Annotated in this window: 14 protein-coding genes; 8 read left to right on the top strand and 6 right to left on the bottom strand. The window is 53.8% G+C overall.

Annotated elements, in window-relative coordinates; all coding sequences use genetic code 11:
- Positions 1-35: 35 nt before the first annotated feature.
- The 5 genes from BUB72_RS16970 to uxaC all read right to left on the bottom strand — a co-directional run bounded on the left by BUB72_RS16970 (position 36) and on the right by uxaC (position 6,670).
- Positions 36-629 (bottom strand): sugar transferase, encoded by a 594-nt coding sequence (locus tag BUB72_RS16970; RefSeq protein WP_073146050.1) that lies wholly within the window; start codon positions 627-629, stop codon positions 36-38.
- On the bottom strand, positions 626-1,510 hold the full coding sequence (locus BUB72_RS16965) for an NAD-dependent epimerase/dehydratase family protein (protein WP_073146049.1): 885 nt from the start codon (positions 1,508-1,510) through the stop codon (positions 626-628). The genes BUB72_RS16970 and BUB72_RS16965 overlap by 4 nt, the downstream gene beginning before the upstream one ends.
- A gap of 8 nt (positions 1,511-1,518) precedes the next feature.
- Positions 1,519-3,174, bottom strand: a complete 1,656-nt coding sequence (locus BUB72_RS16960) for a polysaccharide biosynthesis protein (RefSeq protein ID WP_245814912.1) — start codon at positions 3,172-3,174, stop codon at positions 1,519-1,521.
- A 597-nt stretch (positions 3,175-3,771) separates the two neighbouring features.
- A complete protein-coding gene (locus BUB72_RS16955; RefSeq protein WP_483869214.1) occupies positions 3,772-5,232 on the bottom strand; it encodes a mannitol dehydrogenase family protein in 1,461 nt (486 codons plus the stop codon).
- 31 nt (positions 5,233-5,263) lie between these two features.
- Entirely contained in the window at positions 5,264-6,670 is a 1,407-nt protein-coding gene (gene uxaC, locus BUB72_RS16950; protein ID WP_073146047.1) for a glucuronate isomerase, read from the bottom strand.
- A 1,058-nt stretch (positions 6,671-7,728) separates the two neighbouring features.
- Between uxaC and BUB72_RS16940 the strand changes: the two genes are divergently transcribed.
- From BUB72_RS16940 to BUB72_RS16905, 8 genes are all read left to right on the top strand, one after another.
- Positions 7,729-9,153 (top strand): UbiA family prenyltransferase, encoded by a 1,425-nt coding sequence (locus BUB72_RS16940; protein WP_073146045.1) that lies wholly within the window; start codon positions 7,729-7,731, stop codon positions 9,151-9,153.
- Positions 9,150-9,569, top strand: a complete 420-nt coding sequence (locus BUB72_RS16935) for a GtrA family protein (RefSeq protein ID WP_073146044.1) — start codon at positions 9,150-9,152, stop codon at positions 9,567-9,569. The genes BUB72_RS16940 and BUB72_RS16935 overlap by 4 nt, the downstream gene beginning before the upstream one ends.
- A 290-nt stretch (positions 9,570-9,859) precedes the next feature.
- Positions 9,860-10,957 carry a Gfo/Idh/MocA family protein gene (locus BUB72_RS16930; RefSeq protein WP_073146043.1) on the top strand — a complete coding sequence of 366 codons (1,098 nt, stop codon included), beginning with the start codon at positions 9,860-9,862 and terminating at the stop codon, positions 10,955-10,957.
- Positions 10,958-10,972: 15 nt separating this feature from the next.
- Positions 10,973-11,866 carry a hypothetical protein gene (locus BUB72_RS16925; RefSeq protein ID WP_073146042.1) on the top strand — a complete coding sequence of 298 codons (894 nt, stop codon included), beginning with the start codon at positions 10,973-10,975 and terminating at the stop codon, positions 11,864-11,866.
- Positions 11,863-12,651, top strand: a complete 789-nt coding sequence (locus BUB72_RS16920) for a WecB/TagA/CpsF family glycosyltransferase (protein WP_083588719.1) — start codon at positions 11,863-11,865, stop codon at positions 12,649-12,651. The genes BUB72_RS16925 and BUB72_RS16920 overlap by 4 nt, the downstream gene beginning before the upstream one ends.
- A gap of 48 nt (positions 12,652-12,699) precedes the next feature.
- On the top strand, positions 12,700-13,839 hold the full coding sequence (gene rffA / locus BUB72_RS16915) for a dTDP-4-amino-4,6-dideoxygalactose transaminase (RefSeq protein WP_073146041.1): 1,140 nt from the start codon (positions 12,700-12,702) through the stop codon (positions 13,837-13,839).
- The gene (locus tag BUB72_RS16910) at positions 13,829-14,764 is read left to right on the top strand and encodes a hypothetical protein (RefSeq protein ID WP_073146040.1); all 936 of its coding nucleotides are present in this window, start codon (positions 13,829-13,831) and stop codon (positions 14,762-14,764) included. Before rffA ends, BUB72_RS16910 begins: the two co-directional genes overlap by 11 nt.
- Positions 14,754-15,527, top strand: a complete 774-nt coding sequence (locus BUB72_RS16905) for a hypothetical protein (RefSeq protein WP_073146039.1) — start codon at positions 14,754-14,756, stop codon at positions 15,525-15,527. The genes BUB72_RS16910 and BUB72_RS16905 overlap by 11 nt, the downstream gene beginning before the upstream one ends.
- Positions 15,528-15,539: 12 nt before the next feature.
- On the opposite strand, the gene BUB72_RS16900 is transcribed toward BUB72_RS16905, so the two are convergent.
- The gene (locus tag BUB72_RS16900; protein ID WP_073146038.1) at positions 15,540-16,703 is read right to left on the bottom strand and encodes a hypothetical protein; all 1,164 of its coding nucleotides are present in this window, start codon (positions 16,701-16,703) and stop codon (positions 15,540-15,542) included.
- Positions 16,704-16,838: the final 135 nt, after the last annotated feature.

Raw genomic sequence — 16,838 nt, 5'->3', positions numbered from 1 at the left:
GGATGCGATCTTTGTACCTCACATTGCAGGGGTGTTTAGAAAACTGTTTTGATCATTATCCACGCATCCAAACACAGGTTGCGCTTCCGTTGATACATCAGATCAAGGCGGGCTTTGCGCGGGACACATCGCCTTGCATAGATCTCGTCTGTCTCTTTCGACGACTGACATTTTGCCAACAAATACTCTTCGTGACGATGAAACGCGATCGAGGCCAAACCGGTAATTCCGGGCCGGCTTTTCAGCACCTGTGCATATACATCGGGAAAGCGCTCGACATACTCCCGCAGCGGTGGTCGTGGCCCGACAAAGCTGATATCGCCACGAAGCACGTTCCAAAGTTGCGGAATCTCATCAAGCCGTAAACGGCGCAGCGTCGCGCCTGTCCGTGTGACCCGATGGGCCTTGTTTCCACCTGACACACCCTGATCTGCTTGTGTCACTGTCATGGTGCGAAATTTAACCAACGGAAACCCTTGCGTCGGAGTTTTCATGCGTTCTGCCGCGTAGAAGACGGGGCGACCATCGAGCAGCGCCACCATCAATGCCGTCACAAGCAAAACAGGGAGCAAGATAGTGCCAAGCAACAGCAGGGCCGAAAGGTCGAACAGACGTTTTGAAATGGTCAAGCCAAGACCCCCAGAGTGCGCAACTCGGCTACCATACTGTCCGGCGTCGTAGCAAGACTGCCCGACCCGATTGCTGCTTCGAGCAACGCGCAGTCCAGCGTAATGCGCTGCGTTTTATAGCGTTCGGCTGCAGCCGCTGTCCAAGCCCATGGAAGCCCCGCAGCTTGGACCAGGTCCGCCATCTCAACCGGCGGTGTGGCTGCAAAATTCAAGACCGGAGGCAAGCGCGTGCGGTGTTCAACCAAAAGCTGCAGACAACGGGCGAACTGAGACGGGCCAATATAAGAACGCAACGGTCCCTTATTGTCTGAAAACCTGTCCAAGCTAAACGTCTTGCGGCTCGGAGCTTGAGCGGCTTGCCCCAGCAACGCGTCAGCTCCGGCCACATTCCCGATCCGAAGGCAACACACGTCGATAGGCGCACCCAAATCCGCAACGGCATGCTCCATATCGAGCTTTGCCTGACCATATGCGGTAGTCGGTGCGGGATCGTCGCTCTCGGACAACCCTTCACCCACTGCGTAAACTGCTGATGACGACGCCAGAAAAATCCGCGGCACACCAGCTTGGGCCGCTGCTTCGACAACCGCGCAAGAAAGCGCTGCGGTCTGGGATAAGTCGCCCGCAGTTGATGGCGTTGCTCCAATCATCGCGAAGATCGCGCCCAATCCACCTTCGGCCTCATTGAAGCGCAGCAGCGGGTCTGGGCCATCCTCGAGGGGCGACCATTTGAGATCGAAGCCTTCACCGCGGGATTGTGACCGAACCGGCACGTTCGGGGGCACAGCTGTCCAGTGCTTCAAAAGCAACTGGCTCACCCGGCCCGTGGCCCCCATCAACAACAAAGGTCGGTCGTTTAAGTTAGATGTTTGCAGGGCCATTGCAGACGTCAGACCACGTCATCCAAACCCGTTTCAGCAACATGAAACCCGTCCACGCTTGCCTCGATAATCGCACGCAACTTCAGTGGATCATTCGCCGCAATTGCTGTGCGTATCTGCTTCAAAATTCGCGCCATCTCGATCTGAGAAAGTTTACGTTCTTCGGCACGCATGATCTTTTCATGCGGCGTCGGCAGCATGTTGTTCCCGATCAGCAATTCTTCGTAGAGTTTTTCGCCCGGACGCAAACCCACGGTCTGAATGTCGATATCGCCCTGCGGGTTGCTTTCGTCGCGCACGGTCAATCCGGTCAGCTCCACCATGCGCCGTGCAAGGTCGCGAATGTTTACCGGCGCGCCCATATCCAGAACGAACACATCGCCACCAGTTGCATAAGCACCCGCCAGAAGCACCAGACGCGCAGCTTCCGAAATGGTCATAAAGTAGCGGGTGATCTTGTCATGTGTCAGAGTTATCGGGCCACCAGCGGAAATCTGGCTTTGGAACAGCGGAATAACAGAGCCGGAAGAGCCCAACACATTACCAAAACGCACCATGGCGAACTTCGTAACTTCGGAGCGCGTTTGCAGATCCTGAATGGCCAATTCAGCAAGCCGTTTGCTAGCCCCCATGATATTGGTCGGGCGAACTGCTTTGTCAGTCGAAACCAGTATGAACCGCTCGACACCGGCTTTTTGCGCAGCTTCTGCGGTTGTGAGGGTCCCGAACAGATTGTTCCGCAACCCTTCAATCTCGTTCTCTTCGACAAGTGGCACGTGCTTGTAGGCCGCGGCGAATAACACAATGTCAGTTTCGGATTCAGCCATGACATTGGACATGCGTTCTTTGTCGCAGACAGATCCAAGCCGCGTCACCAACTCAACTCCATGCAGCGCCGCCAACGGCATGAGTTCTTGAGAAATCGTGTACAGCGCGTACTCGGAGTGATCCACTAAAGTCACGCGCTGTGGTCCACGCAATATGATCTGGCGACACAGTTCCGAACCAATTGAGCCACCGGCCCCCGTGATTAGGACGCGACGGCCTGCATAGGCGCGCGCAACCTCCGGCGTCTCTAGATCAACTTTATCGCGACCCAAAAGGCGGTCGGCTGTGACGGGACGAAGGTTTGACGCCAAACCCGTTCCTTCGACCAACTCGCTGTAGGACGGAAGCGCATGAACTTCGCATCCAAATTCTGCAAGCTCTTGGGTTAGACGACGCATCTTAGGTTCACTGACCGATGGCATCGCCAACAAGACGCGCTCGACCTCTTTCGACTTCACCAATGCTTCCAGCCGAGACCTGGAACAAACCTCCATGCCGGAGACTGTCATTGATTGTAGTGTGACGTTGTCATCCACAAACGTAACCGGGCGCATCTGAAAATCTTGACGCAAAGCCGCGAGCAGTTGAACGCCCGCAGACCCCGCTCCATAGATCGCCACCGGGATTCGACCTGCCCCGTCGTTAAACCGGCGAACCAGAAAATTCCTGCCCAGCGTTCGAATGCCCAAATGCAACAGAAGAAAGACCGGTCCGGTCAGCATCACGACAGCGCGTGGAATATTCAGGCCCAGCGCGTAGGTGATAATGGCTGTCAAAATCGCGACTGAAAGAGCCGCGAACGCGCCCCGGCGCATGTCGTGCACTTCAAAAGCCATAAGCTTGATGCGATTTAAACCAATTTTCAGAAATACGGGCGTCGCGAGAATAGGTGCAATGAAGAAAAGTGGTAGGGCCGACCAAAGCAAGTCGCTTGCGGGCGCCGTATCGAACAGCAGCGCGAGTGCGATTAAGAGGCTTGCTGGGACCAAGACAACGTCAATGAGGAGGAGGATCTGACGCTTAACAGGCCTTGGAAGTGTAACAAGATAATCAAGCATTAGAAAAATTCGCCCCCTACCCCACAACTCTCAGGAATTGAGACTGGCAATTAAGCTTGCTTAGGGATTATTAGATTTAGCTCTGATGAGCCCGAGTCCGCAACAGACTTCCCTTGCAATACAGGGGGAAACGGCGGTTTTCTGCTGCATAATTGACCATTCATGGTGGATTCATGCACTTTAACGACATCGTTGAAACTCTTGGCTTGAATGATTCATGGCTTAGAATACCAATTTCCGAGCATTCGGAAGCACAATAACAGTCTATTTTCACCCCGAATCAATGACATCGCGATAGATAAACTTGCGTTGATACGCGCATCTCACTTACCTGATTGGTGGCAGCCAGCATGTTCGAAACGGCTTGATAAATGGTTAACGGTCCCGTGAGGTTTTTTCATCGGCAATCGCTTCAACAGCAGAACGCGACCCTTTTTTGCACAACAGTTCGTAGGCAGACATTACTGCTTCACGAAAAACAGGGTTTTGCGCAATCGTTGTGTCAAAAACGGCGTCGATATCCAGCAGGTTTGCAACTTTCGATGAGGGGTCCAGACCCGCTGCCGATGCCTCTCTCAGAACCGCTGCGAGCGGGTCACGAACATCAATCGCTTGGCCGCTTTCATCGACGCCACCGACGTAGCGCATCCAACCTGCTATCGCGAGCGCCAACCCTTGAATGGGTCGCGACGCTGCAAGATTGTCGGCAACGGTTCCAAGCAGCCGCTGCGGCAGTTTTTGCGATCCATCCATCGCGATCTGCCAAGTGCGGTGGCGGATAGAGGCGTTTTGATAGCGCTCCAATAATGCAGCACAATAGGTTGGCAAGTCTTCACCCTCTGGCTGCGATACAGCCGGGATAATCTCTTCCGCCCACAGCTTTTGGCAGAATTTCGCGAAGGCCGTATCAGCAACGGACTCGGCAATTGTTTCATAACCTGCAAGATACCCCAGATAGGCCAGTGCCGAATGCGTTCCGTTGAGGCAGCGCAGCTTCATCGCCTCGTGTTTTTCGACGTCTGCAACGAACTGGGCACCACCCGCCTCCCAGCGCGGGCGCTCTGCGTCAACGAAGTCATCCTCGATCACCCATTGTCGAAATGGCTCGTGCTGCACGCATGCGGGGTCAAGGTATCTGGTAGAGGCTGCAAGTCGCTCCACGTCAGCTTCGGTGGTCGCGGGTGTGATCCGGTCAACCATGGTCGACGGGAATGGCACATCCGTTGCGATCCAGTCTGCAAGATCGGAATCCGCTGCGCGAGCCAACGACACGACGATTTCGCGGGCCAACTTTCCATTCGCAGGAATGTTGTCACAAGACAAAACGGTGAAAGGCTTATTCCCAGTCGCACGACGCTGCGCCAGCGCCGCAACAATGTAGCCAGCTGCAGAGCGGGGGTTACCCGGCTTCGCGATGTCATGGACGATATCCGGGTGGTCCATTTTCAATTTGCCGGTCGACGGTTCGTAACAATACCCCTTCTCGGTGATCGTCAGCGACACAATACGAATGGCCGGATCAGCCATAGCCATAATAACCGCGTCAGGGTTTTCCGGTGCGACGAGCACATCACAGATAACACCGACCACTTTAGTATCAGACCCGCTCGGCCCCAGTGAGACCGAGGTATATACCCCGTCCTGCGGCCCCAGTTGGTCACGCGCAGTCGCGCTACGGAGTGACACTGCCACGATACCCCAATCACCGCCGTGACTTTCAATCGCGTCCTGCGTGTAGATTGCCCCGAAGGCCTTGAAGAACGCGCCCGGACCAAGGTGAACAATCCCCGGCTTTGGCTTGGTCATGGATCGGGTCAGGCGGGGATGATCGGGCAAGTCGGCCTCCCTATTGTCACGTCAATGCAGATCAAAGCCTGTAGGCGGCTTTGGCAAGACCATAAGCAAGGTCTTGAGCCACCTCGAAGGCCTCAGCCATGCCCAGTCGACCCGTCTCCACCAAGCTGGCAAGATATGCGCAGTCCGACCGACGCGCCACGTCGTGCCGCGCAGGTATCGAACAAAAGGCCCGCGTGTCGTCATTGAAACCCGCAGTGTTGTAGAACCCGCATGTCTCGGTCGTCGCCTCGCGGAACCGCTTAATGCCTTCATAGCTATCGAAGAACCACCAAGGCGGTCCCAGCTTCAACGAAGGATAAGCCCCGGCGAGGGGGGCGAGTTCTCTGCCGTAAACCGTCTCGTCCAAAGTAAACAGAAGCACGGTCAAATCCGGCTCCATGCCGACCGCATCAAGCAATGGCTTCAAACCGCCCACGTAATCCGTCCGCGTTGGGATATCGAAACCCATGTCGCGACCGTGTGCGCCAAAGACCTGCTGCGAGTGGTTGCGCCCGGACCCAGAATGTATTTGCAGAACAAGCCCGTCTTCCAAGCTCATTTTCGCCATCTCCGTGAGCATCTGCCCCCGAAAGGCATCCGCCTCGTCTGCCGTGTGACTTCCCGTCAGAACTTTCTGGAAAAGTGTCTCGGCATCCAAATTGCTCAGGTTTTCGGTACGCGCCGTCGGGTGTCCGTGATCACTTGCCGTTGCCCCGAAGTCTTTGAAGAATGCGCGGCGCTTGCGGTGGGCGTTTAGATAGCCGCCCCAAGATGCCGTGTCCTCGCCTGTGATCTTGCCAAAGGTTTCCACATTCTTCGAAAACCCCTCAAATTCCGGATCAACCACGGCGTCTGGCCGATAGGTTGTGATCACCCGTCCTGACCAGCCGCTGTCTTTGATCCTCTGATGCGCCCGTAGGTCATCCAACGCGCCTTCGGTCGTTGCCAGACACTCAATCCCGAACGCCTCGAACAATGCACGAGGGCGGAAAGCATCTTGCGATAGCTTGTCGTCTATGTGGTCGTAATATGCGTCAGCAGTCTCCGCGCTCAGCGGGATATCCAACCCGAATACATGCTCGAATGAATGGTTCAGCCAAAGCGCCGAGGGTGTGCCCCGAAACAGATGGAAATTCTGCGCAAACAACCGCCATATCTTTCGCGGATCAGCCTCTGTCGCGCCGCCATCCGCGCGTGGGATACCAAGGTCGGCCATCGAGACACCCTGACTGACAAGCATCCGAAAAACGTAGTGATCGGGGATCACCAGAAGTTCGGCCGGATTTGGAAACCGCGCGTTGTCTGCAAACCAACGCGGGTCGCAATGCCCGTGGGGGCTAAGGATCGGCGTGTGTTCAATGCTCTCGAACAAACTGCGTGAGGTTTTGCGCAACTTGGGATCGGAGGAGAAAAGCCGGTCTGGCTCGGTAAGTGGCATCTCGGTTCCTACTCGCTTGGAGAGCTTCGCCTGCAATACTGATATGCTAACATACCAGCTTGTCAAACTCGCCTCGCTTCATGAGAGGCACCCGCGTCTTCGAAACCACCTCCGAAGCACAACACATGAATACAATCGCACAGCTTTTCATGGGAACGCTAGCCTCTTGCAAAGTCTTTGATTGGTCGGAAATCCGCTTTCTCCGGCCACAATCATGCAGCGCACACAACATACCACTTGGATGTTGAAAGCCTAGATTTACCCGGCTGGCCTACAGCATTTGAGCAGACCACACCGCCGAAATGATGGCATCATTCAGCCTTTGCCGATCTTCACAAGCTGACACCAACAACTTATCCCTGCCAATAGAAGACTTCACCCCCTACAATAGAAACAAAAAGGGGTTTTCACCTTGATTTAACTGGTCAGCTTGTTAATCGAGACGCGAGACAATTTATGCTTAGGGATAGACTTTGTGATTGTTGTTCACTTTTTCATTGGCGTGATGACTGGAACAATCGCTGCTGCGAGCAGCCTACTTCTTGGATATTCTGTCTTGTGGTCGCTCTTTATGTACTCCGCCGTGGGAGTGCTCGGAATGCTCGTCTCAGTCGCAATAATCTACACTTTGCCAAGGTCTTCGAAGGCCCAAAAGTTGTCGCAAAAAATTTCCAAGGCCAACTTGAACTAGTCTTGGATAAGTGGGTTGCAAGGATCGGCTGATTTTGATCACGCGAGCGCTGCAGATACTCATCATCTCAATTGTTGCACAAGGGTTTCCGATCCTTGAACAATGGGTCCTTAGAGGCATCTCAATCAGTCAAATGTAGCTTCAAAATCGCCGCATATTCACCTGTATCAGTGGTCCATGCAGAACCGTATGGACCGTGATGCTCTGCAAAGAGAGAACAGCAATACCTGACCCTTTAGCTCTAATTTTAGCTCGGGGCGCTGTTGCATTGAATTACTCTGAACCCCGTTTAGTATGCGATAGGCGTTACTATGGTTCTGCGCGTTCATGGTGTAATGATCGGCTATTGTTTTAAAGGTTGGATGAAATGACTGATAAGCCCGTGCTTGTAGTAGATTTAGACGGAACATTGCTACGGTCCGACATCCTCTTTGAGACATTCTGGAGTGCCATCGGTCGAAGCCGGATGAATATGGTACGCGGCGCACGGGCATTACTACATGGAAAAGCTGCGTTGAAGCGGATCCTTGCGGAGGAGGGACCAATTGATGTGGCTACTTTGCCTTATGATGCACAAGTTGTTGCCTATGTGGAGAAATGGCGCGCAGAAGGTGGCAAAGCCGCGCTCGTAACAGCCAGCGACGAAAACATCGCACAGAGCATTCAGGATCATTTGGGCGTGTTCGACGAGGTGTATGGCTCTGACGGGATGCGCAATCTCAAAGGACCGAACAAAGCAGCGTTCTTGACTGAGCATTACTCAAAGGAAGGATTTGCCTATATGGGCGACGCGGCGGCGGATATCCCGGTTTGGTCAAAAGCAAGCAAAGCCATTACCGTGAACGTATCCGCAGCATTGTCTCGCCAAGTCAACGACCTCGGCCAAGAGGTGGAGCACTTAGAGACCGTTCCCAGCAGCATCAGGCCCTATTTAAAGGCCATCCGTCCACATCAATGGCTTAAAAACATTCTGGTTTTTCTACCGATGCTGACGGCGCATCAGTATGATTTTCAGACCTTCTTCTACAGTTTACTGGCATTCATCGCATTTTCGGTCGTGGCTTCCAGTGCCTATGTTTTCAACGACCTGCTTGATCTCGCTGCCGACCGTGCCCACCCACGCAAATGCGAGCGCCCTTTTGCATCCGGCGCCATTCCCATCGCCCATGGAACCTGGATGGGGATCGGATTGCTTCTGACGGGTTTAATAATAGCATCACTGGTCAATGGGCTGCTGCTGTTGGTTCTAGTGGGGTATTATATCATAACCATGGCCTACTCGCTGGATTTGAAGCGGCGCACAATTGTCGATATTTGCACCTTGGCGGGCCTCTATACATTGCGCATTGCTGCCGGAGGGGCCGCGACGTCTTTGGTGTTGTCGGTGTGGCTCTTGGCTTTCTCTATCTTCTTTTTTCTGGCACTTGCAGCGGTCAAGCGGCAAGCTGAACTGGTCGATAGCGCCAAACGTGGCAAGTTAGAGGCGAGCGGACGTGGCTACATTGTCGATGATTTACCTTTGATTTCACAAGTCGCGATATCTGCCGGGTATGTGTCGGTGCTCGTGATGGCACTTTACGTAAATTCGCCAACGGTAATCCAGCTATACTCCTACCCTGTAGCACTTTGGGGCGTATGCCTGATCCTGCTCTACTGGATTACGCGCATCGTCATGATTACGCATAGGGGGCACATGGACGATGACCCCGTCGTCTTCGCGGCAAAAGACAGGATCAGCCAGATATGCTTCCTGGTGATCTTAGCCTGTGCATTGGGTGGGGCTCTTTTGTGAGCCTAACTACGCTGGTTTTTCGTTATGCGGCGTTTGCTGTTATTGCGACGATCGCCAATCTGGGCATGCAGCGTTTGGTGTTAGCGGGAGGAGTTGGAACAGGTCGTTTTCTCACCGCTATAGCTGCGGGAACGCTGGTGGGACTGGTTGTTAAGTATCTGCTCGATAAGCGATGGATTTTTCATGATATGTCCACGAGTGTAGCCGCTCACGGTCGACAATTCACACTTTATTCCATGATGGGATTGGCGACGACGGCAATTTTTTGGGGCCTGGAAACTGCGTTCTGGCTAGTTTGGAACACAGAGGTCATGCGAGAAATTGGCGCAGTGATCGGGTTAAGCATCGGATACATCGTGAAGTACAAACTGGACCGACGTTTTGTGTTTACCGGCATCGACGGGACCGAAACATAGACACCGCCAGACGTTCAGTTTGCTTGCCCGCAATCCGGAAGCACCTGAGGACACGAAAGTGATCGCAAGCGCTTTCGAGACGGGAAGGAATTTGAACTCCGTTCGCACAGTTTGGCAATTGTTCGTGGGCGTAATCCGCAATACCCCTGACAGTATTTGCAAGAAGACTAAACTCTTAGCCTCTGTGAATTGAAGAGTATCGTTGCGTTTTTGCGTCTAAAATGCATAAATACGGCCATAGAGCTACCCGCATTTTGCCTTGTTTAAAATCTTTCAACGTACGAGTTCCAATGAGTAATAGAATTAAGATTGCCGTCGTTGGCTTAGGTAAAATGGGTTTGTCTCATTTTTCCATGGTCAACGCACACCCTGACGTTGAAGCTGTGGCCTGTGATGCTTCTGGGTTTTGGGTGGATATTCTTAGCAAGAACACCAAAGCCAACTATTACAAAGACTACGCCAAGATGTTGGATGAAGCCGGTCTTGATGCAGTGGTGATCGCAACTCCGTCGCGCGCGCATGACCCAATGGTGCGCGCCGCCCTCGAAAAAGGCCTTCATGTTTTCTGCGAAAAGCCGTTCAGCCTGAACTGGGAAGAGGCGATGCGATTGACGGAGCTGGCCGAGAGCAAGAACCGCGTCAATCAGGTGGGCTATCACTACCGCTACGTGGGCGCGTTCCGCGAAATGAAGCGGCTGCTGGATGCGGGAGCGATTGGCACCGTCACCCATGTTCTGGCGGAGGCTTACGGCCCGGTCGTATTGCGCGAGAACAAGAAAAGCTGGCGCACGCAGAAATCCGAAGGCGGCGGCTGTCTTTATGACTACGCCGCCCACCCGCTGAACCTGCTGAACTGGTATTTCGGGGAGCCTGCGCGGGTTTCCGGCTCAGTGCTGAACTCGATCTTTTCCAGCGATATCGACGACGAGGTGTTCAGCACCTTGCAGTTCGACGGCGGCCCGACAGCGCAGTTGACTGTGAACTGGTCCGATGAAAGCCACCGCAAGATGACCACCCGCGTGTCGATGATCGGCACCAATGGCAGGCTCTATGCCGACCGTCAGGAATGCCAGCTATACCTGCGGAAACCGGTTGAGGGTCTGGACGGGTATATCAAGGGCTGGAACGTCAAATACACGACCGAGCTGACCGAAGACCCATGGTTCTATCTGCGCGGGGAGGAGTATTCCAACCAGTTGGACGACTTCATCAGCGCGGTGCGAGACGGCAAAAGTGCCTCGCCGGAGAACAGCTTCCGCTCTGCCGCTTTGACCGACAAAACGATTGCGCTGATACAGGCCGACAATGAGGCCGCGCCACAAGTGCTGAAACCGAAAATTGCCGACACGACCGCCGCGAAAAAACGCGGCTGGTTCGGACGCGGATAAGAAGGAGATCACGACATGGACCCGCTTCTTTTCGGCGATAACCAGTTTTTTGGCATCAACCACATGTCCGAAGAAAAGGCTCGCAATCAGGCGATGCGCTTTCAGGATGTCTCCGCGATTATGGAGGTGCTGGACGCCGCCTATGACGAAGGCGTGCGCACTTTTATGTGCACCACCCACGACCGCGTGGTGGAGATTTGCGACGTGATGCGCGCCAATCCCGAGCGCTACAAGGATTTCATCTTCTATCCCTGCATGCCCTACGCCCACAAATACGCCAATGCCGTGACGGATCACGGAATGGTCGGCGCGCTCACGCATTTCATGCCGGAAGGCGGCATGATGAGCACGATCATGAAAAGCGGCAAGGTGCTGGCCTCCAAGGATGTCGAAGGCATCGCCGAGGTGTTGATCGACGTGGAAATGAAGATGTTCAAGGGGCTGAACACGCCCGTTATCTTCATGCAGAACGTGTTTGTGGACCTGTTGCTGGGGCTGGGTTTCACCAAGGTGTTCCGCACCTTCCATGACCACGTCATCAGAACCTACAACGCGGAGCCGGGGTTCATCACCATGAACACCCCGATGCTATACGCCGCGCTGGAGGCGGAGGGGATTGAGAACCCGATCATCTGCTCCAACATCAACAAGATCGGCTTTCGCATGTCGGGGGGGCTGGATGCCTACCTGCACACGCTCAAGACCAAACAGATCCGCGCAATTGCGATGTCGGTGCTGGCGTCCGGCGCCATACCGCCGGATGAAGCGGTAGAGTGGCTGTCGAAGCAGCCCAACATCCAAGCCCTGTTGTTCGGGGCTTCGAGTCGCCGTAACATTGTGGGTATTAGAGACCTCGCAAACAAGTATATGGGCGCCAATGTGCAGCCTCGGACAGAGGCCGTTTCGTGATTAAGGACCAAGTGACACCCGAGACAAGCTATAAGCGTGTGCCGATGCTCAACGCTTATGTGCACGACATTGCGATGGATGATCTGGTGGAGAACTTCACCGAAGGGGTGATGCTGACGCTGCATGTCGACATGATCATGAAACTGCAACAGGACCGCGAATTCTACGACCTGCTGGACAAGTTCGACGTCGTCACCTGTGACAGTCAGATCATGTATTTCTCGACCAAATGGCTAGGCACACCTGTGCAAGAGCGGGTTTCGGGGTCAGACTACTTCCCCAAGTTCTACATGCATCACAAGGACAACCCGGACATCACCGTGTTCCTGTGTGGCGGCAAGCCGGGGATTGCGGATCTGGCGATGAAAAACGTCAACGCCAAAGTGGGCCGCGAGATGATCGTGGGCGTGGATGCGCCCGATTTCAATTTCGACACTAATCCCGCGGAAATCGAGCGTATGATCGCCGCGATCAACGATAGCGGTGCCACCGTTTGCCTTGTCGGCCTGGCGGGCGGTCGGCAAGAAAAGTTCATCATGAAATACCGCGACCGCATGCCAGGGGTGACCCTTTGGCTGCCTTTGGGCGGCACCATCGACTATGAAAGCGGCACGTTCGACCGCCCGCCTGTGTGGATCACCGAGTGGGGGTTCGAGTGGCTCTACCGATTAATAAAAGAGCCCCGGGTGCGGTTCCATCGTTATGTCATCCACGAACCACCATTCTTATGGGCGGTGCTTAAGCAGAAGTTCGGGTGGTATAAAGATCCGTTTGGGGACAAATGAAGTTAGCTGTTTCAATCTTTTGGTTGAACACTTCGGGGATGCGCTCTCATGAGTGAGTTCCCGATCCCGTTCAATAGGCCCTCCATTGTGGGCCGAGAATTCGAGTATCTTCAAGACGCCATTGAGCGCGGACAGCTTTCAGGGGATGGCCATTACACCCAAAAATGCCATGCGATGTTGAAGCAGATTATTGGCGCACAGAGTGTGCTTTTGACACATTCGTGCACTGGCGCGCTGGAGATGGCTGCGATCTTGTGTGACCTGCAGCCCGGGGATGAGGTAATTCTACCCTCTTTCACTTTCGTCTCGACTGCAAATGCCGTTGTGTTGCGTGGGGCGGTTCCGGTTTTTGTCGACATTGATCCAGCGACCCTCAATATCGACCCGCTGCGAGTACAAGAGGCGATTACGTCTAAGACCAAAGCCATCATTGCAGTGCACTACGCAGGCTATCCGGCTGATATGGATCGTTTGTCAGAATTGGCTAGATCCCACGGTCTCTTCTTGATTGAAGACGCAGCCCAAGCACTGGGTGCGACTTACAAAGGCCGACAGGCAGGGACATTGGGCGACTTGGCCACCTTTAGTTTTCACGTAACCAAGAACGTCATCAGCGGAGAAGGGGGGGCATTGGCGATCAACCGTCCCGATTTGGTCGACCGAGCAGAGATCATTCGCGAGAAAGGTACAAATCGCCCTCGATTCTTGCGTGGTGATATCGACAAGTACACTTGGGTCGATCTGGGATCGTCCTTTCTGCCGGGCGAATTGGTTGCGGCTTTCCTATATGCGCAGCTGGAGCAGGCGGATGAAATTCGCATCCGCCGGTGCGCGGCCATGCTCAAATACGAGGCCGCACTGCAAAAGTTTGCGGACCTTGGACGCGTCGAGTTGCCGCGCACGCCGCCAGGGACCACTGGTAACGGGCACATGTTCTACCTTCTTATGCACGACCGAGCGGACCGGGAGGCATATATCTCTCACATGAGGAGACATGGGATTAACGTGGTATTCCATTATGTACCTCTCCACAGCTCTCCCGCGGGTCAACGATTTGGCGTCACTCCGAAAGCACTGCCTTTCACTGATGATACCTCTGATCGGCTGGTGCGATTACCGATGTATTCTGAATTGGGCGAGGACATAGAAACCGTGCTCAAGGCGACCGAGGCATATCTTGCAAAATAGAGATACATCGCAAAAAGGCCGAAGCCTGAAATACATCGTGAATGCCCCAGCGTTTAATCCCGACAGCGGTGGTACGATCTTCATGCACGAGCTGGTTCATGCGTTGAATACTCTTGGCGAAGAGGCCTATCTTTGGCCTATGGCGCCTGTTTACAAACGTGGGCGGTTTCGTGGGCCGCTTTACCGGCTGCTGTCTTGGTTTAGCCCTGCGCCTTATCCAGTTAACCCGGATTTGAATACACCCCTCGCGGCAAAGGCTGATCTACGCGCGCCCGACGTCGTCATCGTTTACCCCGAAATCGTGTTGGGCAATCCAGTGGGCATAAAGAACGTCGTGCGGTGGCTTCTTTATAAGCCGGGCGATCAGCATCCTTACAAGTTCACGGATAACGAGATGTTTTTCCGGGTTTTTGAGAAAGCTGATTTGCCAGAGATAACCGGAGGCGCACCGGATCTGTATTTGTACAAGGTCAACCGGACTTACCGCAATGAGAACCGCCCCAATCGAAAGGGGGCGTGCTACATCGTACGCAAAGGGCATCGAAAGCCACGCATACCGCAAACGGAAGAAGCCACTACGATCAATATCGAAGGCCTCACGCATGCCGAGGTCAACGATGTCTTCAATCGCTGTGAAACTTTCTATTCCTACGATGAAGCAACGATGTATTCGCAATTTGCAGTGGTGAGTGGCTGTGAGAGCGTGGTGGTTCCCGGAGAGCACGAAAGCCGTAAAGATTGGGCTAGGGTGAATGAGCTGGGCCAGTACGGAATTGCTTACGGACTAACTTCCTCGGAGCGAAGCCACGCCCATACAACACGGGCACAATTGATTGCCCTCCTTGAGCACAAAGAAGAGGCTAGCCTTGAGACCGTCAAAAGGTTCATCACTTTAACCAAGGACCGTTTTATCCATGACGCTTGATCTAAGTATTGTCACCGCCAGCAACAATCAGGCTTGTCTGGAGCTCAACTTGATGGAATCCCCGATGATCAAAAGCGGGCAAGTGCCTGTTCAAGTCGAACGGGACGCGCCTTCTGCCACGATTGCCTACGCGCGAGGGCTGGCCGCTACCACATCAGAGATCGTCATTTTCGCCCACCAAGATGTGTATTTCCCGCGGGGCTGGGAGGATCAACTTGCGCGTGTTCTGAACGACCTTGAAGATCGCGACCCCGATTGGGCAATTTTGGCATGTTGTGGAATTTCAGTTGCAGGAGATTTTATCGGCGACGTTTGGTCGACCTCGCTGGGTGGGCGGATTGGTGCGCCGATTGGGGACGCTCAACCTGTGCAAAGTATCGACGAGCTGGTCATCATAATGCGTCGCAGCGCTGGGCTTACTTGGGATACGGAGCTTCCGAACTTTCATATGTATGGAACGGACATTGTGCAGACCGCTTTGGCGGCAGGGCGGGGCGCTTGGGTGGCAGATCTACCCGTAATCCATAACGACAGTTTTCATACTCGTTTGGGTGCGGATTTCACTGCAAGCTTCCGTTACATGCAGCGCAAATGGCGCACGGTATTGCCAATACATACGACGGTGGGCAAGATTTCGCGTTGGGGTATCGCCTTAGCCTTGTCCAAACGTGAGGCGCGCAAGTCTATCGGCTACCGCAAAAGTTTGGCGCTGGATCCTTCGGTTGATCCTCGCCAGTATGCGGCCGAAAGTGGGATGGAGTAACAGGCCAGCGCGCTACAGAAAGTCACCTAAGGTGCGGGAAAATGATGCCACTGCGCCGCCGATGTCCCATCCTATGGATACGTCATGCGACAAAAGCAGTGATAAGCACAGCATTGCGTAAACTCCAATTACCGAAGGCACTTTGGCCATAGTTAACCTGCCTGAAGCATGGGACAGCAATACCAATATGACCCAAAAACCATAGGGAATGCTGAGCCACCGCCCCCAGTCTGTTGCCACTGCGTACAGGGGAAACATCGGTACAAATGTCAAAACCAAGTACCAAACCAGTGTGCGGGTCTCAGTGAACACACGAAATGCCAATACAACGGGCACAAGTGCGATGAGTGCGACAATCAAAAACTGCGCGATATTGGTGAACGTCATACGAACAGCCACTTGCGCTAGGTGGTCGACTTCACCATCCACTATCCATCGCAAAGCTTCGTCGCAGAAAATGGCCTCAAACCCTCGGGCTACAAGAGGGTCGCATATCCCTGCCAGCATTGGGACATCTTGGAACCAAAGCGCAAACCCGATGGCAGACAATGCGGTTGCAAGCGCTACACCCACAAGGCCGATTAAAGCCCGTTGCGAGAAACGCCCCCGATCGTAGAGCAGAAACAGCCCGACACAAAAAGGGAGGACCATCATTGCGTTGATGATATTGCCAAAGCAACCGACAACAAAAAACGCCATCGCTGGAAGAACAAGAAACGTCCGGTTCGACCGAGACAAGGCCGTCAAAAGAAGGCTCATCATCGCAAGATATCCGAAGATTTCCTTACGCATGATCCCTTGCACCTCTCCTGCCCATTGGATGAGGAAGAAGGCGGGTGATGCAATCAAGAATAAGATTAACAAGCGGTGTTCGTGAAACCTCCACACCAGAATGAATAACCCGATTAAGAGAGCGAGTATCCCGACCTGAACTGCGATGGTTAAGGTGAGAAGTGGTATTGAACTTGTGTCGCTCAACCAAATCAATGCATCACCGATAATGCCACGCCTGACTGGCCCCGATCCGGAATTAATGAGCCAATCCCCTTGGCGCCACCCATTGCCCCGGATTAAAAAATCGAACCATAGCCGCGCTAAAACGGGAACAACCGTTACAATCAGGATGCCTGAAAACGCGATGGAATGCGTAATACTTTGGGACTTAAAATGGGACATGCCACCACTGCTTAAAATGTACAATACAACTCAACCTAGTTGTGCCCCTAACGCATAGAAGAAAGAAAACACCTCTTCACTCTACTCAATTGAAGTCATCCGTCATAGGCTAACGATTGTGTCATGTGTGGACCC

The sequence above is a fragment of the Litoreibacter ascidiaceicola genome (assembly GCF_900129235.1).
GTDB lineage: Bacteria > Pseudomonadota > Alphaproteobacteria > Rhodobacterales > Rhodobacteraceae > Litoreibacter > Litoreibacter ascidiaceicola.
This window is presented reverse-complemented; position numbering and strand designations above follow the sequence as displayed.

Coding starts and splice junctions, on each gene's coding strand:
- BUB72_RS16965 (WP_073146049.1), bottom strand. CDS start 1,510: ATGGCCCTGCAAACATCTAACTTAAACGACCGACCTTTGTTGTTGATG.
- BUB72_RS16960 (WP_245814912.1), bottom strand. CDS start 3,174: ATGGCTTTTGAAGTGCACGACATGCGCCGGGGCGCGTTCGCGGCTCTT.
- uxaC (WP_073146047.1), bottom strand. CDS start 6,670: ATGCCACTTACCGAGCCAGACCGGCTTTTCTCCTCCGATCCCAAGTTG.
- BUB72_RS16940 (WP_073146045.1), top strand. CDS start 7,729: ATGACTGATAAGCCCGTGCTTGTAGTAGATTTAGACGGAACATTGCTA.
- BUB72_RS16930 (WP_073146043.1), top strand. CDS start 9,860: ATGAGTAATAGAATTAAGATTGCCGTCGTTGGCTTAGGTAAAATGGGT.
- BUB72_RS16925 (WP_073146042.1), top strand. CDS start 10,973: ATGGACCCGCTTCTTTTCGGCGATAACCAGTTTTTTGGCATCAACCAC.
- rffA (WP_073146041.1), top strand. CDS start 12,700: ATGAGTGAGTTCCCGATCCCGTTCAATAGGCCCTCCATTGTGGGCCGA.
- BUB72_RS16905 (WP_073146039.1), top strand. CDS start 14,754: ATGACGCTTGATCTAAGTATTGTCACCGCCAGCAACAATCAGGCTTGT.
- BUB72_RS16900 (WP_073146038.1), bottom strand. CDS start 16,703: ATGTCCCATTTTAAGTCCCAAAGTATTACGCATTCCATCGCGTTTTCA.